This window comes from Methylobacterium sp. ap11, assembly GCF_900110515.1.
Lineage (GTDB): Bacteria > Pseudomonadota > Alphaproteobacteria > Rhizobiales > Beijerinckiaceae > Methylobacterium > Methylobacterium ajmalii.
Window position 1 is genome coordinate 94,383 of the sequence record NZ_FOEB01000003.1, and the last position, 22,727, is coordinate 117,109.

24 protein-coding genes are annotated in these 22,727 nt (G+C 72.3%); 16 read left to right on the forward strand and 8 right to left on the reverse strand.

Annotated features, from left to right (window positions below; all coding sequences use genetic code 11):
- Positions 1-111: 111 nt before the first annotated feature.
- A complete protein-coding gene (locus tag BMX97_RS05005; protein ID WP_060850669.1) occupies positions 112-306 on the forward strand; it encodes a DUF2065 family protein in 195 nt (64 codons plus the stop codon).
- Positions 307-466: 160 nt separating this feature from the next.
- Positions 467-1,981: a Do family serine endopeptidase gene (locus BMX97_RS05010; RefSeq protein WP_091746148.1), complete on the forward strand. Its 1,515-nt coding sequence runs from the start codon at positions 467-469 to the stop codon at positions 1,979-1,981.
- 202 nt (positions 1,982-2,183) lie between these two features.
- Here the strand turns inward: BMX97_RS05010 and BMX97_RS05015 are convergent, their stop codons facing one another.
- Together BMX97_RS05015 and BMX97_RS05020 are read right to left on the reverse strand one after the other, a co-directional pair.
- A complete protein-coding gene (locus tag BMX97_RS05015) occupies positions 2,184-2,435 on the reverse strand; it encodes a hypothetical protein (protein ID WP_091746151.1) in 252 nt (83 codons plus the stop codon).
- 221 nt (positions 2,436-2,656) lie between these two features.
- Complete coding sequence (locus BMX97_RS05020) at positions 2,657-2,950, reverse strand: DUF6894 family protein (RefSeq protein WP_091746154.1); 294 nt, start codon at positions 2,948-2,950, stop codon at positions 2,657-2,659.
- Between the two features lie 311 nt (positions 2,951-3,261).
- On the opposite strand from BMX97_RS05020, the gene BMX97_RS05025 reads away from it, so the two are divergent.
- Entirely contained in the window at positions 3,262-3,564 is a 303-nt protein-coding gene (locus BMX97_RS05025) for a hypothetical protein (RefSeq protein WP_177202126.1), read from the forward strand.
- Between the two features lie 25 nt (positions 3,565-3,589).
- Here BMX97_RS05025 and uraH read toward each other — a convergent pair whose 3' ends face one another.
- On the reverse strand, positions 3,590-3,952 hold the full coding sequence (gene uraH, locus BMX97_RS05030; RefSeq protein ID WP_091746157.1) for a hydroxyisourate hydrolase: 363 nt from the start codon (positions 3,950-3,952) through the stop codon (positions 3,590-3,592).
- Positions 3,953-4,083: 131 nt separating this feature from the next.
- On the opposite strand from uraH, the gene BMX97_RS05035 reads away from it, so the two are divergent.
- Positions 4,084-5,439: an 8-oxoguanine deaminase gene (locus BMX97_RS05035; RefSeq protein ID WP_091746160.1), complete on the forward strand. Its 1,356-nt coding sequence runs from the start codon at positions 4,084-4,086 to the stop codon at positions 5,437-5,439.
- Here the strand turns inward: BMX97_RS05035 and BMX97_RS05040 are convergent.
- Both BMX97_RS05040 and BMX97_RS05045 read right to left on the reverse strand, forming a co-directional pair.
- Positions 5,436-6,119, reverse strand: coding sequence for an aspartate/glutamate racemase family protein (locus BMX97_RS05040; protein ID WP_091746992.1), 684 nt, complete (start codon positions 6,117-6,119; stop codon positions 5,436-5,438). The genes BMX97_RS05035 and BMX97_RS05040 overlap by 4 nt on opposite strands.
- A gap of 110 nt (positions 6,120-6,229) precedes the next feature.
- A complete protein-coding gene (locus BMX97_RS05045; RefSeq protein ID WP_091746163.1) occupies positions 6,230-7,612 on the reverse strand; it encodes a M20/M25/M40 family metallo-hydrolase in 1,383 nt (460 codons plus the stop codon).
- A 305-nt stretch (positions 7,613-7,917) separates the two neighbouring features.
- Between BMX97_RS05045 and BMX97_RS05050 the strand changes: the two genes are divergently transcribed.
- The 9 genes from BMX97_RS05050 (at position 7,918) to BMX97_RS05095 (ending at position 17,273) form a co-directional block, all read left to right on the forward strand.
- Complete coding sequence (locus BMX97_RS05050) at positions 7,918-8,439, forward strand: (2Fe-2S)-binding protein (protein WP_048426467.1); 522 nt, start codon at positions 7,918-7,920, stop codon at positions 8,437-8,439.
- Positions 8,436-9,449, forward strand: a complete 1,014-nt coding sequence (locus BMX97_RS05055; protein ID WP_091746165.1) for an FAD binding domain-containing protein — start codon at positions 8,436-8,438, stop codon at positions 9,447-9,449. Before BMX97_RS05050 ends, BMX97_RS05055 begins: the two co-directional genes overlap by 4 nt.
- Positions 9,450-9,457: 8 nt before the next feature.
- Complete coding sequence (locus BMX97_RS05060) at positions 9,458-11,695, forward strand: xanthine dehydrogenase family protein molybdopterin-binding subunit (protein WP_091746168.1); 2,238 nt, start codon at positions 9,458-9,460, stop codon at positions 11,693-11,695.
- An 81-nt stretch (positions 11,696-11,776) separates the two neighbouring features.
- Positions 11,777-12,673 (forward strand): alpha/beta fold hydrolase, encoded by an 897-nt coding sequence (locus BMX97_RS05065; protein WP_091746170.1) that lies wholly within the window; start codon positions 11,777-11,779, stop codon positions 12,671-12,673.
- A gap of 1,132 nt (positions 12,674-13,805) precedes the next feature.
- Positions 13,806-14,420, forward strand: a complete 615-nt coding sequence (locus BMX97_RS05075) for a LysE family translocator (protein ID WP_091746172.1) — start codon at positions 13,806-13,808, stop codon at positions 14,418-14,420.
- A gap of 70 nt (positions 14,421-14,490) precedes the next feature.
- Positions 14,491-15,192 carry a helix-turn-helix transcriptional regulator gene (locus BMX97_RS05080; RefSeq protein ID WP_091746174.1) on the forward strand — a complete coding sequence of 234 codons (702 nt, stop codon included), beginning with the start codon at positions 14,491-14,493 and terminating at the stop codon, positions 15,190-15,192.
- A gap of 71 nt (positions 15,193-15,263) precedes the next feature.
- Entirely contained in the window at positions 15,264-15,629 is a 366-nt protein-coding gene (locus tag BMX97_RS05085) for a VOC family protein (RefSeq protein ID WP_091746176.1), read from the forward strand.
- 91 nt (positions 15,630-15,720) lie between these two features.
- Positions 15,721-16,290: an isochorismatase family protein gene (locus tag BMX97_RS05090; protein WP_091746178.1), complete on the forward strand. Its 570-nt coding sequence runs from the start codon at positions 15,721-15,723 to the stop codon at positions 16,288-16,290.
- Positions 16,287-17,273 (forward strand): GlxA family transcriptional regulator, encoded by a 987-nt coding sequence (locus BMX97_RS05095; protein ID WP_091746180.1) that lies wholly within the window; start codon positions 16,287-16,289, stop codon positions 17,271-17,273. Before BMX97_RS05090 ends, BMX97_RS05095 begins: the two co-directional genes overlap by 4 nt.
- Positions 17,274-17,382: 109 nt before the next feature.
- On the opposite strand, the gene BMX97_RS05100 is transcribed toward BMX97_RS05095, so the two are convergent.
- Positions 17,383-17,817: a tellurite resistance TerB family protein gene (locus BMX97_RS05100; protein ID WP_048428998.1), complete on the reverse strand. Its 435-nt coding sequence runs from the start codon at positions 17,815-17,817 to the stop codon at positions 17,383-17,385.
- Positions 17,818-17,910: 93 nt separating this feature from the next.
- Positions 17,911-18,780 carry a formate/nitrite transporter family protein gene (locus BMX97_RS05105; RefSeq protein ID WP_091746182.1) on the reverse strand — a complete coding sequence of 290 codons (870 nt, stop codon included), beginning with the start codon at positions 18,778-18,780 and terminating at the stop codon, positions 17,911-17,913.
- Positions 18,781-18,961: 181 nt separating this feature from the next.
- Here BMX97_RS05105 and BMX97_RS05110 point away from each other — a divergent pair, with 181 nt between their 5' ends.
- Complete coding sequence (locus tag BMX97_RS05110) at positions 18,962-20,236, forward strand: alpha-hydroxy acid oxidase (RefSeq protein WP_177202127.1); 1,275 nt, start codon at positions 18,962-18,964, stop codon at positions 20,234-20,236.
- 345 nt (positions 20,237-20,581) lie between these two features.
- Here BMX97_RS05110 and BMX97_RS05115 read toward each other — a convergent pair whose 3' ends face one another.
- Entirely contained in the window at positions 20,582-21,478 is an 897-nt protein-coding gene (locus BMX97_RS05115) for a GGDEF domain-containing protein (RefSeq protein WP_091746186.1), read from the reverse strand.
- Between the two features lie 334 nt (positions 21,479-21,812).
- On the opposite strand from BMX97_RS05115, the gene BMX97_RS05120 reads away from it, so the two are divergent.
- Together BMX97_RS05120 and yacG are read left to right on the forward strand one after the other, a co-directional pair.
- Positions 21,813-22,460 carry a Maf-like protein gene (locus BMX97_RS05120; RefSeq protein WP_091746188.1) on the forward strand — a complete coding sequence of 216 codons (648 nt, stop codon included), beginning with the start codon at positions 21,813-21,815 and terminating at the stop codon, positions 22,458-22,460.
- 35 nt (positions 22,461-22,495) lie between these two features.
- A complete protein-coding gene (gene yacG, locus BMX97_RS05125; protein ID WP_060846749.1) occupies positions 22,496-22,690 on the forward strand; it encodes a DNA gyrase inhibitor YacG in 195 nt (64 codons plus the stop codon).
- Positions 22,691-22,727 lie beyond the last annotated feature (37 nt).

Below are 22,727 nucleotides of genomic sequence, written 5' to 3' on the forward strand. Positions count from 1 at the left end.
GGGCGCATTTGCGTGTGACGGCGGCGATACGGGCCGGCCGGGCGGCGGAGACGACACGAAGATGCGACCGCAGGGGGAAACGGAAGGGGCGCGACGCGCCTTGGGGCAACCGTGAAGGACCTCGCCGCGGCGCTCGGCCTCGCGCTCGCCATCGAGGGCCTGCTCTGCGCCGCCTTCCCGGGGGCGATGCGCCGGGCGATGCAGGAAGCCTCGCAATCCCCGATGGAGCGGATGCGCCTCGTCGGCCTCGTCTCGGCGGTGGCGGGCGTCGTCGTGGTCGGCGTGGTGCGCCTGCTCTTCGGCTGAGTTGTCGCGGGACTTGAACCGTTCCGCCGGGAGACGATCTTAAGGCACGCTCCCGGCCCCGCGCCGGGGCTGCCCGGGCCGCGCGGGCGGGGCCGACGCGCCCCCGCGCCGGCCCGTGCCGTGACATCCTTGACGCCTATTGCCCAACGAGGTTCCCAAGATGGCCGCTTCCTCGCGCCGTAACTCCGCCTTCGCGAGACGGCGCCTGCCCGCCCTCGCCGGTGCGCTCCTGGCGCTCTCCGTCGGCACCGCGTCGCTGCCCGGCGTCGCCCTGGCCAAGGGGCCGGAATCGCTGGCCGACCTCGCCGACCAGGTGACGGATGCGGTGGTCAACATCTCGGCCTCGACCACCGTGGAGGCGCGCGGCCGCACCCTGCCGCAGCTGCCCCAGGGCACCCCGTTCGAGGACCTGTTCGAGGAGTTCTTCAACCGCCGCGGCCAGGGCGGCGGCGGCGGGGCCGAGAGCCAGCCGCGGGCGCCGCGCCGCTCGAACTCGCTCGGCTCGGGCTTCATCATCGACTCGTCCGGCATCGTCGTCACCAACAACCACGTCATCGGCGACGCCAACGACATCCAGGTGATCCTGCACGACGGCCGCAAGCTGAAGGCCGAGATCATCGGCAAGGATTCGAAGATCGACCTCGCGGTGCTGCGGGTGAAGCCCGATCCCGACCGGCCGCTGAAGTCCGTCCCGCTCGGCGATTCCGAGAAGATGCGGCCGGGCGACTGGGTGATCGCGATCGGCAACCCGTTCGGCCTGGGCGGCTCGGTCTCGGCCGGCATCGTCTCGGCACGCGGCCGCAACATCGAGTCGGGCCCCTACGACAATTACATCCAGACCGACGCGGCCATCAACAAGGGCAACTCGGGCGGTCCGCTGTTCAACATGAACGGCGAGGTGATCGGCATCAACACCGCGATCCTGTCGCCGACCGGCGGCTCGGTCGGCATCGGCTTTGCCGTCCCCACCGCCACCGCCGGCCCGGTGATCGACCAGTTGCGGCAGTTCGGCGAGGTGCGCCGCGGCTGGCTCGGCGTGCGGATCCAGAACGTCGACGACACCACCGCGGAAGCCCTCGGCCTCAAGGGCGGCGGCCGCGGCGCGCTGATCGCCGGCGTCGACGACAAGGGCCCGGCCCGCACCGCCGGCCTCGAGGTCGGCGACGTGATCACCAAGTTCAACGGCGTCGACGTCAAGAGCTCGAGCGACCTGCCCCGCATCGTCGCCTCGACCCCGGTCGGCAAGGTCGTGGACGTGACCACGATCCGCAAGGGCCAGGAGCAGACCAAGCAGGTCACGCTCGGCCGCCTGGAGGATGGCGACAAGCCGCAGCAGCAGGCCGCCCTCAGCAAGCCGCAGCCCGAGGCCGACGTCACCCGTCAGGCGCTCGGCCTGAACCTCACGGGCCTGTCCGACGAGGGACGCAAGCGCTTCGGCGTCAAGGACAGCGTCAAGGGCGTGCTGGTCACCCGGGTCGATCCGAACTCCAACGCCGCCGACAAGCGCATCCAGCCCGGCGACGTGATCGTCGAGGTCGGTCAGGAGGCGGTGACCTCGCCCACCGACGTCACCCGGCGCATCGACCAGATCAAGAAGGACGGCCGCAAGTCGGCGCTGCTCCTCGTCGCCAACAAGGACGGCGAGGTGCGGTTCGTGGCGCTCAGCCTCGAGTAGGCAGTGGGGCGGCGGGCTCCGCGCCCGCCGCCCGCACGGCGCGCGTCCCCGCCGGACGCCCCGCCTCTGTCTTCGCGCCGACTTCTCTGTTCGCGCTCACATGCAAAAGCCCGGGATCGTCCCGTCCAGAGTGGAGGGGACGATCCCGGGCTTTGCTGCGTTCGGGGTCGTTCGCGCCGCCGGGCGCAGGATTTTCGAAGAATCAGGTCGCCGCGCGGGCCCGGACGGTGGCCTGCTTCGCCCGCGGCTTCGGGGCGGGCTTGGCGGCGACGACGGCCTCGGCCTCCGCCTCGCGGGCGAGACGCAGGGCCTTCAGGCGGGCGGTGTTGTCGTCGCGGTTGCGTTCGGCGCTGGCAAGGTCGGCCCAGGCCTGCGCTGCCATCTCGGCCTGCATCTGGGCCCGAGCCGCGCGGGTCTCGGCCTGTCCGCGCGCAGTGCTGTCTTGGGTCGCCATGACGTCATCCCTCATGCGGGGCGCGGGCGAACCGCGGCCCCGGGGGGCGGCCGGGCCGAACGGGCCGCCGGGTGCGGCTCGCCCCCGGGCGCCACTTGGACATATGGGGCGCGGCCGCGATTTGTCACGCCGGAGCGTCGATTCCCGCCGGCAAGAGCTGACACTCGACCTTGCCGGGACAGGCGACAGCGGCATGCCGGTCAGGGCCGAAGGCCCCGGGCTCAATGGAGGTTCGGGGCGTCGGCCAAGGGTGCATCGGCCGAGGGGGCGTCGGCGGCCAGCGCCTCCGCGAAGGGGAATTCCAGCACCACCTCGCCGGCCTCGTCGGTCACCACCAGGATGGCGGCAAGCAGCCGGTCCTGGTTGCCGGATTGCGCCATCTTCGGGTCCTGCACCATCGCGTGGATGATCGCGCGCGACGCCTCCCAGGCATGATCGGGATCACGCAGCTCCTCGCCGTTCAGATCGGTGATGACGTCCTCGCCGATCTGCGTATTGAAGAAGTATCGCGGCATGGCTGATCCTGTCGTCTGCATCCGTCCTCTTCCTGCCCGGTCCGCCCCGCCGGCACCAGCCCCCCGTCCGGCGGTGCAATGCGGAGCCGGGGCCGAGCCGCCGCGCGACCGGCCGGCGGACCCGTTCCGATCTCGCAAACGCAAAAATAATCCTCCTCCGAAAAGGGGGGCCGCCGCGATCGCAAGCCGGTGATCCGGCCACTTGCACGGAGCCTGCGATTCAGGTTTGCTGTGGTTCGGGAATCCGGCGGAACGCTAGGTCATCGAATACCGGCGTCGCTCGGCCCTCCCGTGGGAGCCCGAAACGTCCGATGTTGTCGCGCATCGTCAACTGGAGCCGCAAGGCCAGCCCGCCCGCTCTCATCGGGGGGTTCGACCCGGCCTATTACCTCCGCAAGAACCCGGACGTGGCGGCCGAGGGCTGCGACCCGTTCGAGCATTACCTGTATTTCGGCTGGCGCGAGGGGCGGGACCCCTCCGCCGAGTTCAGCACCAGCGGCTACCTGTCGGCCAACCCGGACGTGGCGCGGGCCGGCGTGAACCCGCTGCTGCATTACCGCGAGCACGGCCTCATGGAGCGCCGCCGCGGCTGGCAGAAGGCGGGCATGCTCTGACCGCCGGAGAGCCGCGCCCGGGGGCTCAGCTGCCCCGGTAGGTGCTGTAGGAATAGGGCGCGATCAGCAGGGGCACGTGGTAGTGGTCGAGGCCCGGCCGGACCACGAAGCGCACCGGCACGTCGTCCAGGAAGTCGCTGGCCCCGGCATCGCCGGCACCCGCGAAATACGCACCGACCGCGAAGACCAGCTCGTAGATTCCCGGCTGCAGGGCTGGGCCGGCCAGAAGCGGCGCGTCGCAGCGCCCGTCCGCGTTGGTGATCGTGCGAGCGACCTCCTCCCGGCTGCCCTCGGCGAGGCGCCAGAGCCCGACCGCGACGCCCGCGGCCGGGCGGCCATGGGCGGTGTCGAGCACGTGGGTGGTCAGGCGCGGCGTCTCGGGCGACATGGCGGGGCCTCCGTCTCGGGCGATTTCCTCGGAATGCCTCCGGGGTGCCCGAGCCCTGCCCTGCGGTCAAGCACGGCTTGACCGGGCCGCGGCCGGGCCCGAGCATGACCCCTTCCCGCCGGAGCCCCCGCATGGCCACGCTTCTCCTGCGCAACGCCGCGCGCGTCGTCACCATGGACGCCGACCGGCGCGAGATCGCCGACGGGTTCGTGCTGATCGAGGACAACCGGATCGTCGCGGTCGGCGGCCCGGAGGCGCGGCCCGAGGGCGCCGACGCGGTGATCGACCTACCCGGCCACGTCCTGATGCCGGGCCTCGTCAACACCCATCACCACATGTTCCAGTCGCTCACCCGCGCCGTGCCGGCGGCGCAGGACGCCGACCTGTTCGGCTGGCTGAAGGCGCTCTACCCGATCTGGGCCCGGCTCACCCCCGAGATGGTGCGGGTGTCGACGCAGGTCGCGATGGCCGAATTGATGCTGTCGGGCTGCACCACGTCGAGCGACCACCTCTACCTCTATCCCAACGGCTGCCGCCTCGACGACAGCATCGAAGCGGCGGATGAGATCGGCCTGCGCTTCCACGCCGCCCGCGGGGCGATGAGCCTCGGCGAGAGCGCCGGCGGCCTGCCGCCCGATGCGCTCGTCGAGGACGAGGCCGCGATCCTCGCCGACACCCGCCGGTTGATCGAGACCTGGCACGACCCCGCCCCTCTCGCGATGCGCCGCATCGTAGTGGCGCCGTGCTCGCCGTTCTCGGTCAGCGAGGGCCTGATGCGGGATTCGGCGGCTCTCGCCCGCTCCCACGGGGTGTCGCTCCACACCCATCTCGCCGAGAACCAGGACGACGTCGCGTATAGCCGCGAACGCTTCGGGAAGACGCCGGCCGACTACGCCGCCGATCTCGGCTGGGTCGGGCCGGACGTCTGGCACGCCCACTGCGTCAAGCTCGACGAGGACGGGATCCGGCTGTTTGCCCGCACCGGCACCGGGGTGGCGCATTGCCCGTGCTCGAACATGCGGCTCGCCTCCGGCATCGCCCCGGTGCCGCGGATGCGCTGCGAGGGCGTGCCCGTCGGCCTCGGCGTCGACGGCTCGGCCTCCAACGATGCCGGCCACCTGCTCGGCGAGGCACGCCAGGCGATACTGCTCGCCCGGGTCGGCCACGGCCCGGCCGCGATGACCGCCCGGCAGGCCCTCGAGATCGCGACGCTCGGCGGGGCCAAGGTGCTCGGGCGCGACGATATCGGGGCGCTCGCCCCCGGCATGGCCGCCGATTGCGTCGCCTTCGACCTGCAGGGGCTCTCCACTGCCGGCGCCCTGCACGATCCGGTCGCGGCTTCGGTGTTCTGCGCGCCGCCCGCGGTGGCGCTGAGCGTGATCAACGGGCGGATCGTGGTGCGGGACGGGCGGTTGCTGACGCTGGAGACGGGGCTGCTGGCGGAGCGGCACAACGCGCTGAGCCGGCGATTGGTGAACGGCGATTAGACGCCTGATGACCCGCCCGCCAGCGCCCAATCCACCGCCGCCTCGGCGTGGAGCGCCGTCGTGTCGAACAACGGCACCGGGCTGTCCTCCGGCCGCACCAGCAGCATGATCTCGGTGCAGCCGAGGATGATCGCCTGCGCGCCCCGCGCGGCCAGCCGGGCGATGACCGCCCGGTAGGCCTCGCGCGAGGCCGGCAGCGCCCTTCCCTGGACCAGTTCCTCGTAGATCACCCGGTGCACCTGCGCCCGGTCCTCGGCCTCGGGCACCAGCACGTCGAGGCCGTGGCGCGCCGCGAGGCGGCCCTTGTAGAAGTCCTGCTCCATGGTGAAGGCGGTGCCGAGCAGGCCCACCCGGGACAGGCCGGCGGCGCGGAGGCGCTCCGCCGTCGGGTCGGCGATGTGCAGCAAGGGCAGGCCGATCGCCGCCTGCACCTCGTCGGCCATGCGGTGCATGGTGTTGGTGCAGATCAGCACGATGTCGGCCCCGCCCCGCTCCAGCCGCCGGGCGGCGTCGATCAGGGCAGCGGTCGCCTCGTCCCAGCGGCCGGCATGCTGCAGGGCTTCGATCTCGCCGAAGTCGAACGACCACATCAGGCAGCGCGCCGAGCGCAAGCCCCCGAGGCGGGCCCGCACCGTCTCGTTGACGATGCGATAGTACTCGGCCGAGCTCTCCCAGCTCATCCCGCCGATCAGGCCGATGACCTTCTGCTGCACCTCGGGGTCCCTCCCGGTCGACGATGCGCCTCGGGCCGTCCACCGCCGGTCGTTCCGGCGGCGGAACCCACGCCGTCCTACTTCGCCAAAGCCGTCAGGATCCGCGCCCAGGAGCGCGTGCCCTTGTGGAAGCTCTGCAGGTCGTACTTCTCGTTCGGCGAGTGCACCCGGTCGTCGTCGAGGCCGAAGCCGACGAGCAGCGTGTCGAGGCCCAGCGTGCGCTTGAAGTCGCCGACGATCGGGATCGAGCCGCCCGAGCCGATGGTCACCGGGGGCCGGCCCCATTCCGCGGCGAGCGCGCCCTTGGCGGCCTCCAGGGCCGGCATGCCGTGGGGGAGCGCCAGCGCCCGCGAGCCCTTGTGGGTGATCACCTCGACCGAGCAATCGGCCGGGATGCGGGCCGCGACGAAGGCGCGGAAGTTGCGGTCGAGCGCCTCCGGGTCCTGGTCGCCGACGAGGCGGAACGAGATCTTGGCGCTCGCCTTCGCGGCGATCACCGTCTTGGTGCCCTCGCCGGTATAGCCGCCGATGATGCCGTTGGCGTCGCAGGTCGGGCGGGACTGGATCTGCTCGATCAGCATCCGGTCGCGCTCGCCGGCCGGCGTCTTCAGGCCGACGGTGCCGAGGAAGTTCTCGGGGGTGAGGTCGAGGCCGCGCCACTGTTCCAGCACGTCGTCCGGCGTGTCGTGCACGCCGTCGTAGAAGCCCGGCACGGTCACCCGGCCCTGGTCGTCGTGCAGGTCGGCGATGATGCGCGAGAGCACCCGGATCGGGTTGGCGGCCGCGCCCCCGAACAGGCCCGAATGCAGGTCGCGGTCGGCGCAGGTCACCGTGACCTCGAAATAGGCCAGCCCGCGGAGCGACGAGGTGATGGCCGGGGTGTCGCGGTCCCACATCCCGGTGTCGCAGACGAGCGCCACGTCGGCCTTCAGTTCGTCGCGGTTCTGCGCGACCCATTCGGGCAGGAACTTCGAGCCGTCCTCCTCCGCGCCCTCGATCAGCAGGGTGACGCCGACCGGCAGCTCGCCGTCGATCGCCTTGAAGGCCCGGCAGGCCTCGACGAAGGTCATCACCTGGCCCTTGTCGTCGCAGGCGCCGCGCGCGCTGATCACCTTGCGGCCGTCCGCCAGGGTCGCCATCCGCGGCTCGAAGGGCGGCGTCTCCCACTCCTCCAGGGGATCGACCGGCTGCACGTCGTAATGGCCGTAGAACAGGACGTGCGGCGCGCCGGGCTTGGCGTAATGCGCGAGCACCACCGGGTGACCGCCGGTCTCGCGCAGCGAGACCTCGAAGCCCATGGCGGCGAGATCGCCCTTCAGCCACTCGGCGGCCGTCCGGCACTCCGCCGCGTAGGCCGGATCGGTCGAGATCGACGGGATGCGCAGGAAGGCGAACAGCCGCTCCAGGGAATTGTCGAGGTCGCGGTCGATGTCGTCGAGGATCCGGTCAAGCGCGGCCATGCGGTGTCTCCGGTCTGTATCAGGGCCCCGCGGGCCCGATCGTCACGGCGTCATCACTAGCCCAGCCGGAGGGCGGCCAGAAGCCGTGGGACGCGGCTTCCGGCGCATGGCCGGCGGAGCGCGCATGCGCGCTCCCGCCGAGGCTCGTGCGACGCCCGCCTGCCCCACCTAACCCCCTGCGTTCGACCTTGCGGAACGCCCGCACCCTGGAACGGTTATCGGGTACGCCAGCCCGGGCGGAGTTGCGCGCCGTCTCGGCGTGTACCGGCACCGGGCTCCCCGTGTTTCGAGAGACGGTCACGCCCATGCTGAGCGACAGCGGCTCCTCCGCCCGAACGGGCACGATCCCGATCACCCTCACGGTCAACGGGCAGGAGCGCCAGCTCCAGGTCGCGCCCTGGACCACGCTCCTCGACCTCCTGCGCGAGGAACTCGACCTCACCGGCACCAAGAAGGGCTGCGACCACGGCCAGTGCGGCGCCTGCACGGTGATCGTCGACGGCAAGCGGATCAATTCCTGCCTGGCGCTGGCGGTGCAGAAGGATGGGGCCGAGGTCACCACCATCGAGGGCCTGTCGTCGGGCGCCCTCCACCCGGTCCAGGCCGCCTTCGTCGAGCACGATGCGTTCCAGTGCGGCTACTGCACGCCGGGCCAGATCATGTCGGCGGTGGCCCTGATCGAGGAGGGCCGGGCCCGCACCCGCGAGGAGATCCGCGAGCACATGAGCGGCAACATCTGCCGCTGCGGCGCCTATTCCAACATCGTCGACGCGGTCGAGGATGTCCTGAAGAGCAAGACCTCGTCGTTCAAGGAGGCCGCGGAATGAACCGGTTCGAGTATACCCGCGCCGGCACTGTCCAGGAGGCCGTGCAGGCGCTGGCCGCCGATCCGGCGGCGCGCTTCATCGCCGGGGGCACCAACCTCGTCGACCTGATGAAGTATAACGTCGAGCGGCCCGGCCGCATCGTCGACATCACCCGCCTGCCCCTCGACGAGATCGTCCAGCACGACGGCGGCCTGCGCCTCGGCGCGCTGGTGCCCAACGCCACGGTCGCCTACGACCCGCTGGTCAACGAGCGCTATCCCCTGCTCGCCAGCGCGCTGCTCGCCGGTGCCTCGCCGCAGCTGCGCAACGCCGCCACCACCGGCGGCAACCTGCTCCAGCGCACCCGCTGCTACTACTTCTACGACGAGGGTACGCCCTGCAACAAGCGGGAGCCCGGCAGCGGCTGCCCGGCGATGACCGGGGTCAACCGCATCCACGCGATCCTGGGCGCCTCCGACACCTGCATCGCCACCCACCCCTCCGACATGTGCGTGGCGCTGGCCGCTCTCGACGCGACCGTGCAGGTCGAGGGGCCGAACGGCCGGAGAGCGATTCCCTTCGGCGAGTTCCACCGCCTGCCCGGCGACGAGCCGCAGCGCGACACCACCCTGCGTCACGGCGAGATCGTGCTCTCGGTCGACCTGCCGGACGAGGACTTTTCCAAGCACTACACCTACCTGAAGCTGCGCGACCGGCTCTCCTACGCCTTCGCGCTGGTCTCGGTGGCCGCCGCCCTCGAGATGGACGGCGACACGATCCGGACTGCCCGCCTGGCGCTCGGCGGCGTCGCCCACAGGCCCTGGCGCAACGCGGAGGCCGAGAGCCGCCTCCAGGGCAAGCCGGCGACCGAACAGACCTTCCGCGAGGCCGCGGACGTGATCCTGGCCGAGGCCCGGCCCTATTCCCACAACGCCTTCAAGGTCGAGCTGGCGCGGCGCGCCATCGTGCGGGGCCTGTCCCAGGCCGCCGCCGGCACGCCGCAATCCCAGACCGACAAGCGCATCGCCTGAGGTAACCCATGGCCACCCCCTCCCACTACGTCGGCACCGCCCGGAGCCGGCTCGACGGCCCCGCCAAGGTGACGGGCGCCGCCAAGTACGCCGCGGAGTTCACCGCCCCCGACCTCGCCCACGGCGTCGTCGTGTCGAGCGCCATCGCCAAGGGCCGCATCACGGCGATCGACGCCACGGCCGCCGAGGCGGTGCCCGGCGTGATCAAGGTGTTCACCCACGAGAACCGGCCGCGCACCGCCTGGCTCGACTACAATTACCGCGATCAGGTCGCGCCCCCCGGCTCGCCGTTCCGGGCGCTCAACGGGCCCGAGATCGTCTATGGCGGCCAGCCGGTGGCGCTGGTGGTGGCGGAGAGCTTCGAGCTCGCCCGCCACGGCGCCAGCCTCGTCAAGGTGACCTACGCCGAGGAGGTGCCCAACACCGACCTGGCGAAGAACCGCGACGCGGCCTACGTGCCGCCCAAGAAGCGTTCCGGCATCAAGCCGCCGCCGGACCCGCGCGGCGATGCGGCCGGCGCCTACGACGCGGCCCCGATCCAGCTGCGCCAGGAATACAAGCAGGCGATCGAGCACCACAACCCGATGGAGCCGCACGCCTCGACGGTGGTGTACGAGGGCAAGGGCAAGCTCACGATCCACGACAAGATCCAGGGCGTGAACAACACCCAGGGTTACGTCTGCAGCGTGTTCAACCTGAAGCCCGATGACGTGCGGGTGATCACGCCTTACGTCGGCGGTGGGTTCGGCTCGGGCCTGCGGCCGCAATACCAGCTCTACCTCGCGGTCTCGGCCGCCCTCGACCTCGAGCGCTCGGTCCGGGTGGTGCTGACCCGCGACCAGATGTTCACCTTCGGTTACCGGCCCGAGACCTACCAGACCGTGGCGCTGGGCGCCGACAAGGACGGCCGGCTCCAGGCGGTCACCCACGATGCGGTGGCCGGCACCTCGACCTTCGAGGATTACCAGGAGGCGGTCGTCAACTGGTCGGGCCTGCTCTACCACTGCCCGAACGTCACCCTCGACTACAAGCTCGCCAAGATCGACACCTACACCCCCTCCGACATGCGAGCGCCGGGCGCGGTCACCGGCATCTTCGCCCTCGAATCGGCGATGGACGAACTGGCCTACGCCACCGGCGTCGATCCGCTGGAATTGCGGCTGCGCAACTACGCCGAGCGCGACGAGGGCGAGGGCAAGGACTTCACCTCGAAGGCGCTGCGTGCCGCCTACGAGCAGGGCGCGCAACGCTTCGGCTGGTCGAAGCGCCAGGCGGAGCCGCGCTCGATGCGCGACGGGCGCGAGCTCGTCGGCTGGGGCATGGCGACCGGCGTGTGGGAGGCCATGATGATGCAGTCGAGCGCGAGCGCCACGCTCACGCCCGACGGCAAGCTCGAACTCGCCTGCTCCACCGCCGATCTCGGCACCGGCACCTACACGATCCTGGCCCAGATCGGCGCCGATGCGCTCGGCCTCGACCTCGACCACGTCACCACGCGGCTCGGCGACACCGCGCTCCCCGAGGCGCCGCTCGCCGGCGGCTCCTGGACCGCGGCCTCCTCGGGCGCGGCGGTGCAGGCGGCCTGCCGCACGGTGGCGGAAAAGCTCTTCGGCTACGCCCGCGGCATGGCGGATTCGCCGCTCGCCAACGCCGACTTCGCCCACGTCACCTTCGCGGGCGGCGAGATCCGGCTTCAGGGCGATCCCGCGCGAAAGGTCGGAATCGCCGCGGCGATGCGGGCCGGCGGCGTCGATCGGGTCGAGGCGACCGAGACGGTGAAGCCCAGCATGCTCACAAACATGCGCTTCTCGGCCTACACCCACTCGGCGGTCTTCGCCGAGGTGAAGATCGACGAGGATCTCGGCGTGGTGCGGGTGACCCGGGTGGTCAGCGCCATCGCGGCCGGCAAGATCCTCAACCTCAAGACCGCCCGCAGCCAGATCCTCGGCGGGGTGGTGATGGGGATCGGCGCGGCGCTGGAGGAGGAGTCGATGCTCGACCACACCCTCGGCCGGATCATGAACCACAATCTCGGCGAGTATCACGTGCCGGTGAACGCCGACATCCACGACATCGACGTGATCTTCGTCGACGAGCACGACGACAAGGTGAGCCCGCTCGGCGTCAAGGGGCTGGGCGAGATCGGCATCGTCGGCGCGGCCGCCGCGGTGGCGAACGCGGTGTTCCACGCCACCGGCAAGCGGATCCGCGAGTTGCCGATCACCATCGACAAGATCATCGCCTGACCCATCTCGACGGGTGAGGGGTTGCAAGGGGCGGGGCCTTCGGGCCCCGCCCTTCGCGTTTTTGCACGGGGAGTACCGCCCATGGACGTCAACAGCGTCGCCGCCGGCGAGGTCGAGATCACCTACGAGGCCTCGGGGCCCGACATGGGCCAGCCGGTCCTGCTGCTGCACGGCTGGCCGGACGATCCGCGCACCTTCGATCGCGTGGTGCCGCTCCTCAACGCCGCCGGCTGGCGCACTATCGTGCCCTACTGGCGCGGTTGTGGGCCGACGAAGTTCCTCGACGCGAACACGCCGCGCACCGGCGAGACGGCGGCGCTCGCCACCGACATCCTGGCCTTCATGGACGCCCTCGGCTTCTCGCGCCTGCCGGTGATCGGGCACGATTGGGGCGCGCGGGTCGCCTACATGCTGGCCGCGGCCCGGCCGCAGCGCGTCACCTCGATCGCCGCCCTCTCGGTGCCGTGGGCGCCCGGCCGCCTCGGCGTGCCGCCGCTGCCGCAGGTGCGGGCGTTCTGGTACCAGTGGTTCATGAACACCGAGCCGGGCGCCGCCTTCGTGCGCGAGAACCCGCTGGCCTTCGCCCGCGAGCAATGGGTGGCCTGGAGCCCGCCCGGCCCGTGGTTCACCGACGAGACCTTCTCGAAGACCGCGCCCTCGCTGCAGAACCCGGACTGGGCCGCAATCACCCTCAACTTCTACCGCTCGCGCTGGGGCGCCGACGCGCCCGACCCGCGCTTCGCGGAATTGCGGCAGGCGGCCGAGGCGGCCCGCAGCATCGACGTGCCGACCCTGGTGATCCACGGGGCCGCCGACACCTGCCTCCTGCCGGCCTCGTTCGAGGGCCAGAAGCAGTTCTTCACCGGCACCTACCGCCAGATCGAGTTGGAGGGCGTCGGCCACTTCCCGACCCGCGAAGCGCCCGAGAAGGTCGCCGAGGCGCTGCTGGCGCATCTGGGCGAGGTCGGGGAGCATTGATGCGCGGCATGCGGGCTCGGTCTCCGTGAGCGCCTGTCGCGCGCCGTCCTGATCCGCGTCGAGGCCCCACCGAGTGCGGGTTTCCCTTTTCCCGCATGCGGAGACAGAAAAAGGCACGGCTTTCCCCTCTCCCCGCGGGCGCAGGACTGTCCGGGGAAAAGACTGGCCTGCCTCCCCTCTCCCGTGTGGGAGAGGGGCCGGGGGTGAGGGTGACACGCTTCAGTATCAAGCTCGAAGCGTCGTGCTGGCAGCAGGCAGCAGGCAACGGGACGGTTCATTATTCTGAGGAACCGTAGCACCCCGCGCGATCTCCGATCGCCCCTACCCCTCTCCCACACGGGAGAGGGGATCCCGCGCTCGATTTCGAAAGGGATTTTCCCCTGACAGCCCTTCCGCCTGCGGGGAGAGGGGATTTCCTGTGGGTCTCTATCCTGGACGATCCCGCGCGACCGGGCAGAAGGGACTTCTCTTCCCGTCTCCAACCGACACACGCAGGCGCCGCCCGCACGCCGCGCCGGGCGCTGCCGATCGGCCTTGATGGGCCTGTTCACTCTCGGCAACTTGCTCTCGGGCCGCGCCGCGGGCTCCGGCTTCGTCACGGCGATGCTGGTCGTCTACGGGCTCGGCCTCGCCCTCCGCAACTGGCTCGGCGGCCGCCTCGCGGACCGCGCGCCGGACGCGACGCTCTTCGGGTCGCTCACGGGCCTCGTCGTGCTGCTGGTGCTGTTCGCGGCCGGCATGCGCTCGGACTGGGCCAGCGTGCCGCTGGTCTTCCTGTGGGGGGTCGCGAGCTTCACCCTCGTCCCGCCGCTCCAGATGCGGGTGGTGGGTGCGGCGGCGGCGGCCCCGAACCTCGCCTCGGCGATGAATATCGGCGCCTTCAACCTCGGCAACGCGATCGGGGCGGCGCTCGGCGGCGCGGTGATCGATGCGGGGCTCGGCTTCCCGGCGGTGTCGCTGGCGGGCGCCGCCGCGGCCGCAACCGCCCTCGTCCTGCTGCTGGGCCTGCGGCGCGGCGCCCGGCCCGCGCGCCTGGCCGCGGCGCGGTGCCGATCCGGCGCCCGCCCTGGCCCGGTTCTTGATGGGTCGTCGGTGATGGGCCGTCTTGCCCACCGACCGACAGGTGCACACGATGGACCCGACGACCCTCCTCGCCTTCGCGGCCGCCTTCCTGGTCTTCGCCGCGAGCCCCGGGCCCGACAACATGACCATCGTCGCCCGCACCCTGTCGCACGGGCCCGCCGCCGGCATCGCCTACGGGCTCGGCATGGTGGCGGGCATCCTGGCCTTCCTGGTGCTGGCCGCCACCGGGCTCGCTGTCGTGGCCCGCGAGATGGGAACGGCGATGACGGTCCTGCGCTACGCCGGGGCCGCCTACCTGGTCTGGACCGGGATCCGGCTCTGGACCGCCGAGCCGGTGCTGCCGGCGGAGCGCACGGGCGGCAGGCGGCCGGGCCTCGCGGCGAGCGTCCTGACCGGCCTCGCCCTCAACCTGGGCAACCCGAAGATGCCCCTGTTCTACCTCGCCCTGCTGCCGAGCGTCGTCGGCGCCGCGCTCACGCCGTCCCAGGTCGGACTCCTCGCGGCGATGATCGTCGCGGTCGAGGCGTTGGTGATCGGCGGCCATGTCCTCCTGGCCGGCCGGCTGCGGCGCATGCTCCGCACCCGCATCGCGGTCCGGCGGGCGAACCGGGTCGCCGGCGGAACGATGATCGGGGCCGGCGTGGCGGTGGTCGCCGTGCGCTGACGCGCGGGGCTTCCGTTCGCGCACCCCGTCTGCGACGACCCGGCGTCCGACCCGCCGCGAGCCCGACGCCATGTCCCGTGCCGAACGCCTGCTCGACCTCATGCAGGTCCTGCGCCGCCACCGCGGCCCGGTCAGCGGCCGGCACCTCGCGCAGGAGACGGGCGTCAGCCTGCGCACCCTGTACCGGGACATCGCCAGCCTCCAGGCGCAGGGCGCGGCGATCGAGGGCGAGCCGGGACTCGGCTACGTCCTGCGCCCTGGCTTCACCCTGCCGCCGCTGATGTTCCGCGAGGAGGAGATCGAGGCGCTGGTCCTCGGCATGCGCTGGGTGGCGGCGCGGGGCGACGATCCCCTGGCGGCGGCGGCGGGCGACGCGCTCGCGAAGATCGCCGCCGTCCTGCCACAGGCGCTGCGCGAGCGGCTCGATACCTCGACGCTGATCGTCGGTCCGGCGGAGGCGGTGCCGGAGTGCATCGACCTCGCGGCCCTGCGCGGCGCCATCCGGGCGCAGCACAAGGTGACGATCCGCTACCGCGACGCCGGCGGGGCGGGATCGGAGCGGGTGATCTGGCCCTTCGCCCTCGGCTTCTTCGAGCGCGTGCGGGTCGTCGTCGCCTGGTGCGAGATCCGGGACGATTTCCGCCATTTCCGCACCGACCGCATGGAGGCGTTGACGCTCACGAGAGAGCGCTACCCCCGCGGCCGCCCGGCCCTGCTGCGGGACTGGCGGGCGGCGCAGAGCGTCGCGTCCAAGAAGCCCCGCCCGTGCTGACGGCTGCTGCCGGAATCTGTCAGCGGGCTCGCCTACTGCCGGGGGCGTCGCACCAGACGGAAACCCCGACAATGCTCCAGCCGACCTACACCATCCTCTACGTCGACGACCCCGAGGCGAGCGGCCGCTTCTACGCGGCCGTGCTCGGCGCCCCTCCGATCGAGGCGGGAGCCGGCTTCGTGCTGTTCGCATTCGACAACGGCCTGAAACTCGGCCTGTGGTCCCGTCACGCCGTCATCCCGGCTGCAGGGGCAGCGGGCGGGGGGAGCGAGATCGCCGTCACGGTGGCGGACGACGCCACCCTGGAGGCCACCCACGCGGCCTGGGCGAAGAACGGCGTGCCGATCCTCCAGGCGCCGACCGACATGGATTTCGGCCGGACCTTCGTGGCGCTGGATCCCGACGGGCATCGCCTGCGGGTCTTCCGGCCGCACTGACGGCCTGTCCTTTTTCGTCCGCTTCCGGTCCGGGCGCGGCCTTTCGGGACCCGCGGCGGCGCCTATCCTGGCGCCGTCCCACCCGATAAGGATGAGCCCCATGCCGGACACCGCGCTCCTCGTCATCGACGTCCAGGAATCCTTTCGCCACCGTCCCTACTGGGACGAGCCGGACCTCACCCGCTTCCTCGATCGCCAGCAAACGCTCATCGACGGCGCGGTGGCGCGAAACGTCCCCGTGGTGCAGGTCTTCCACGTCGAGGACGAGGGACCGTTCTCCCTCGCCTCCGGCCATGTCCGCACCCTCGAACCGCTGCGGATCGCCCCCGACGCGGTGTTCCACAAGTGCCGCCACTCTGCACTCGTCGGCAGCGGGCTCGACGTGTGGCTGACCCGGACCGGGATCCGCCGGCTGATCGTCAGCGGCATCCGCACCGAGCAATGTTGCGAGACGACGACCCGCCACGCCTCCGACCTCGGCTACGGCGTCGATTACGTTGGGGAGGCGACGCTCACCTTCGCGATGACGGACGCCGCCGGGCGGCTTTGGAGCGCCGGCGAGATCCGGGCCCGCACGGAACTGGTGCTGGCCGGGCGCTTCGCCCGCATCGCCACGGTCGCGGAGGCGCTCTGCGGACCGGCGCCCCGCCTCGCCGCGTGAGCGGGCCGGCCGAGATCGCGGTCGTGGTGGTGTGCCCGCCGCGCACCCTGCTCCTCGACGTGGCCGGGCCGGTCGAGGTCCTGCGCAAGGCCAACCTGATCCAGGAAAAGGTCCGCTTCCGGGTCGACCATGTCGGGCCGTGCTCCGCGGTCACGAGCTCGATCGGGCTTGGTCTCTCGGGGCTCGGGCCCCTGCCCGCGCCGTTGCCGGAAGGGGCGACCGTGGTGCTCGCCGGCACGGCGGAGCTGGTGCTGGGGGATCCCGATCCCCCGGGCGAGGACGAGCGGGCGGCGCAAGACGCGATCGTCGCCTGGCTGCGGGCCGAGGTGAGGCCCGGCCATCGCCTGGTCTCGATCTGCTCCGGCGCGCTGCTGGCGGCCCGGGCCGGGCTCCTCGACGGACATGACTGCACCACCCACCACGCCGCCTGCGCGGAGCTAGCCGCGCTCGCCCCCGCCGCCAGGGTGCTGGAGGACCGGCTGTTCGTCGAGGACCGCGAGCGGCTGACGAGCGCGGGCATCACCGCCGGCATCGACCTGATGCTCCACCTCGTGGCGCGCCTCGTCGATCCGGCCTGCGCGGCGGCGGTGGCGCGCTACCTCGTGGTCTACCTGCGCCGCGCCGGGCACGACCCGCAGGCCTCGCCCTGGCTCGAGGGCCGCAACCACCTCCACCCGGCGATCCATCGGGTGCAGGACGCGGTGAGCGCCGATCCGGCCCGGGCCTGGAGCCTGGAGACCCTGGCCGACCTCGCCGCCACCAGCCCGCGCCACCTCTCGCGGCTATTCAACCGCCATGCCGGGATGAGCCTGCCGGCCTACGTCAACGGATTGCGGGTGGCACTCGCCCGCGATCTCCTGGCCCGGACCCGCCTCGACATGGAGCGCGTCGCCGAGCGGGCGGGCTTCGCCTCGCCGCGCCAGCTCCGCCGCGCCTGGAGCCGGGTCAACGACGGCCCGCCGAGCGCGGTCCGGGACGGGTGACATGGGATCCGGAAGATTGCTTCCGGATCCCATGTCACCAGCCGGCGCGGCGCTCGAGCGAAGCCGAAATCCGCATTGCGAAGCAATCGATCGGATTTCGTATGACCGATCAGGCGAGCAGCGCGTCCCGGTCGAGCCCGAGGGCGGCCGCCACCTCGGTCAGGGCCCGGTGCTCGGAGGGACTGATGCCCTCGAAATCCGCGACGTCGGCGGCGATGAGGAAGACGCTCTGGCGCTGCTCGGCCGCGCGCTCGGCGATGGCCTCGATGAAGTGCATGTTCTGCATCCGGCCGGCCCGGGTCCGGGCCCGCCCGATCGCGTCGTAGAGCTCCTCCTCCAGCATCAGGCTGTCGTAGCCCTTCTCAAGGACGGGATCGGCCAGCATGCCCTTGAGCGCCGTCTCGAACTCGGCCCCCGCGACCTCGCCGTCGGCCACGATCACGTTGGCGCAGGCCGACACCGCCGCCTTCATCAGCGGCTCGTCGCCCGCATAGGCCGTCACCGTCTGCTTGAACCGGCCGAAGGCCGCCTGGACGAAGCTCATGGGTCTCCCTTTTCCGCGCATGGAACGCGGTCTCCTTACCAAGCGCGAGGGAGGGAGAAAATCGGCAGGCCGCCACACCTCGTCGGCGTCGCGTCACAGTTCCTGGCGCACCTGGGCGTGGGCGAGGAGCGCGAACAGGCCGGTGCCGCCGATCACGTTGCCGACGAGCGCCGGCAGGATCATGCCGCCGAGGACCTCGCCGGGACCGGCCTCGCCGGCGCAGAGCAGCAGGAAGGCCTCGGCCGCCCCCGCCACCACGTGGGTGAAGTCGCCGAGCACGATCGCGAAGGTGAGGAGGAAAACGATCCAGACCTCGCCGCCGCTCGACGCCGCCCGCAGCCAGGCGACGGCCGCGATCAGGAATCCGGCCGGGATGCCCCGGAGCAGGAGATCCGACGGCGCCTTGTGCAGCAGGCTCTCGCGCGACACCGCCTGCATGGCGGCGAGCAGGTCCGGGCTCACCACGCCGCCCCAGGTCTCGATCGCCGCCGCCGCGCCGGCGCCGACGAGGTTGCCGAGGAGCACGATTCCCCAGAGCCGCGCCGTGCCGGCGAGCGCCCGGCCGCTCGGCCGGGTGACGAGGGGCAGCACCGTCACGATGGTCTGCTCGGTGAAGAGCTGCATCCGGCCGAGGATCACGATCAGGAAGCCGAGGGGATAGCCGAGCTGCGCCACGAGGGTGCGGCCCCCCATCCCAGTCGGCAGCTTATGGTGCAGCGCTCCTTCCGCGATCACCGAGGCCGTGATGGCGATGCCCGCCGCGACGCTCGACCAGAACAGCGAGCCGGCGGGACGCGCCAGCTCCTCCTGCCCCTGCTTGCGCACCACCTCGTGGACGATCGTGGCGCGGGGCGCCGACCGATCCTCGATCTCGTCGCGCTCGGCCGCGGCAAGATCCGGAGAATTCCGCTCCGGCGAGTCTCGCTCCGGCGAGTCTCGCTCCGCACTGTCCCGCCCGGTCATGCCGTCGCCCCTCGCCCGCCAAGGGCTGCCTTGCCCGCGAAGGGCCGCCTTGCCCGCGAAGGGCTGGAGCCGGATCGACGCACAACCTCGTCCCGCGTTCCGCGACCGTCCGACCCGTCGGTTGCGAGCCGCGCGGCGCGGGTGCTACCGATCGTCGAAACGGGATCAGCGGGAGGCCGGCATGGAGGCAGACGAGCGCCGGACGGGGCGGGCCGTCGCGCACCGGCCCTCCACCGAGCCGACCGTGCCGCCATCCCGGCCGGTACCCGCGGCGCCCCCCGCCCCGACCCGGCTGGCCGCCCGCCTGCAGCGGGCCCACGCGATCGCGGATCTGCGCCGGCAGGCCGCCCGGCGGCTGCCGAAGGCGGTGTTCGACTTCATCGACGGCGGCGCCGAAGACGAGCGGACCCTGCGCGACAACGTTGAGGCCTTCGACGCCTGGATGCTGATGCCGCGGGTCGGGATCGACGTCGCCACCCGCGACCTGTCGCGCTCGATCCTCGGATACCGCGCGTCCCTGCCGATCATGATGGCGCCGACCGGGCTCGCCGGCTTCTTCTGGCCCGACGGCGAGGTCGCGGGCGCGCGGGCCGCCGCGCGGGCCGGCATCCCCTACTGCCTCTCGACCAACTCCGTCGGCTCGATCGAGCACGTCGCGGAGGGCGCCCCGGAGGGCGAGCGCTGGTTCCAGCTCTACTTCCTGCGCGACCGGGAGTGGATGCAGGCGCTCCTGCGCCGCGCGGCGGCCGCGCGCTACCGGGTGCTGTGCCTCACCGTCGACCTCGCGGTGCAGGGCCGGCGCGAGCGCGACCTGCGCAACGCCTTCACCATGCCGCTGAAACCGCGCCTCTCCACCGCCCTCGACCTCGCCCGGAGACCGGGCTGGCTCGCCGGGGCCGCCCGCTCGCGGCTCGGCTTCGGCAATTTCCAGATCGGCGGTGCAGCGGGCCAAGGCTTCACCAGCGTCGCCCAGCACGTCGCCTCGCTGTTCGACCCCTCCGCCAGCTGGGACGACATCGCGCGCATCCGCGACGCGTGGCGCGGCCCGATGGCGCTCAAGGGCCTGCTGCATCCGGCCGACGCCGCGCGGGCGGTGGCGCTCGGGATCGAGGCGGTGATCGTCTCCAACCACGGCGGCCGCCAGCTCGACGACGTGCCGGCGGCGATCCACGCCCTGCCGGACATCGCCGAGGCGGTGGCGGGCCGGGCCGAGATCGTCCTCGACGGCGGCGTGCGCCGGGGCACCGACGTGATCAAGGCGCTGGCGCTCGGCGCCACCGCATGCAGCCTGGGCCGCCCGTTCCTCTGGGGCCTTTCGGCCGGCGGCACCGAGGGCGTCTCCCGGGCGATCGAGATCTTTCGGGGCGAACTCGACAACGCGATGACCCTGCTCGGGACGCCGACGCTCGAGGCGATCACGCGGGACCACCTGCGGCCGCGGCGGGGCGGGTGGTGAGGCCGGCAAGACGGGCCCCGGAAAGACGCCCCCGGCAAGTCGGCCCCAGGCGACCGGGCTGCCGCTCGTTCGATTTCCGGGTTGGCGCCAAGAACGGGCCCTGCCGCCTCGGCATCGCGCAGCCTGGCGCGGGCGACGCGGCGTCGCAGGGATGGCGACGACGGGCAGCCGGCATCCCCGAGGGTCTGCCGGGCTCGACCCGGGAAGGATCCCTCGCCCCCGCAGCGGCGAGGCGCGGCCTCGTCCGGAATCCGGCCGGCTGCGCCGCAATGGGGATTCCGGTTTCGCTCGAGCGCCCCGCCGGCCGATGAGACGAGGTCCGGACGCAATCTGCCGGATCTCGTCTCAGCTCACCCGGTCGAGCCCCTCCCCGGTCGCGGACACGACCTGGTTGCGACCGCCCGCCTTGGCCGCGTAGAGCGCCCCGTCGGCGCGGGCGAGCAGGCTCTCGAGGGTGTCGCCCTCGTTCCAGGCGGCGAGGCCGAGGCTGCAGGTGACCGGGATCGGGCCGCGCCGCCCCGGCACCCGCAGGCGGGCGCAGGCCGCCCGGATCCGCTCGGCCACCACCCCGGCGCCGCCGAGACCGTGGCCGGGCATCAGGACGGCGAATTCCTCGCCGCCGATCCGGCCGGCGAGCGCCCCGGTCTCCTTGAGCACGTCGGCGACGGCGCGGATCACCCGGTCGCCGCCGTCGTGCCCGTGCCGGTCGTTGATCGCCTTGAAGCGGTCGATGTCGATCATCAGGGCGGTGAGGGGCTCGGGCGGCCCGCCCACCGCGAGGCAGGCCTTGGCCCGGCGCATGAAGCCGCCGCGACCGAGGAGCTGGGTCAGGGAATCGATGTCGGCGTCGCGGATCAGCCGGCGCTGCAGGGTCAGGCTGCGCTCGACCACCCGCAGGCGCGCATGCAGTTCCGCCGCCTCCGGCGGCTTGGCGATGAAGTCGTCGGCGCCGCTGTCGAGAACCTCGCCGAGGCGCCGTCCGGCCCGGTCCGCCGACATCGCGATCACCGCGAGCGGACGCGTGGTGCCGGCCAGGGCGCGCAGCGACCAGCACAGTTCGAGCCCGCAGAGGGGCGCGACCTCGAGGCTGGTGATCACGCAGGCCACGTCCTCCTGGGCCGCGACGTGGGCGAGCGCCTGGGCGGAATCGGAGAACGGATCGACCGCGTGCCCGGCATCCGCGACGAGGCGGGCGACGATCTTGCGGAGGGTCAGGCCGGGTTCGACGAGGACGATACGCATCGGGCCCCGCAGGGTGGATCCGGCCGCGCTGGCGCCCGGCCGCTGGACGGCAATCTCCGCCCGGCATGCATCAAAGGCGATAAAGACGAGTTAATTGCCGATCTGCCCGGTGGGTAGACAATGGCGTCATACCATGCCGAACGCGCTACATCGGGTTAGGCCGGTTTCCGGCCCCGGCTAAACCTGCCTCCACCATACAGCATATCCGGCGGCCGCGGCCGGGCGGCATCCGGCGGGGGAGAGGCCCGACGGCGCGCGGGCCCGCGACGCTGGATTTCGCCGGCCAGATAGGGCATCGGGCGCAGCAACCCCCCCTTTCGTGACACGGCGCCCCATGACCGAGACCACCCCGCTCCCGCAGGCCGCGCGCGCCAAGCTCGTCCTCGCCTCGGCCTCGCCCCGGCGCCTCGCGCTCCTGCAGCAGGCGGGGCTCGAGCCCGACGCCCTGCTCCCGGCCGATCTCGACGAGGCGCCGCTCAAGGGCGAGAAGCCCCGCGACCTGGTGCGGCGGCTCGCCCGGGCCAAGCTCGACGTGGCGGCCGCCGCGGCGCGCGCCACCGGGGAGCTCGGCGAGAGCTACGTGGTGGCGGCCGATACGGTGGTGGCGGTGGGCCGGCGCATCCTGCCGAAGGCCGAGGTGACCGACGAGGCGGCGGCCTGCCTGCGGATGCTGTCGGGCCGCGCCCACCGGGTCTATACCGCGGTCTGCGTCGTCGGCCCGAAGGACCGGCCGCGCGAGCGCCTGGTCGAGACCCGGGTGCGGTTCAAGCGCCTGTCCTCCCGCGAGGTCGACGCCTATCTCGCCAGCGGCGAGTGGCGCGGCAAGGCCGGCGGCTACGCGATCCAGGGGCTGGCCGGCTCCTTCGTGGTCAAGCTCGTCGGCTCCTACAGCGCCGTGGTCGGCCTCCCGCTCTACGAGACGGTCGGCCTGCTCGAGGGCGAGGGGTACCCGGTCCGCGGCGCCTGGCGGGACGTGAGCTGAGACCCGGCACGAGCGGCAGGACAGGAGGCGCAACGATGACGACACCCGACGACGACGCGCCGAAGCCGGCCTGCCCGATCTGCGGCAAGCCGGTCGTGCCGGCCCATAAACCGTTCTGCTCGAAGCGCTGCGCTGACGTCGACCTGCAGCGCTGGCTCGGCGGCCACTACGCGATCCCGGGCCGCGAGGACGACGCCCTCGGCCGGGACGACGGCTCGCACGAGGAGTGAGGGATATCGCGGAGGGGATACTGCGGGAGAGCAGGGA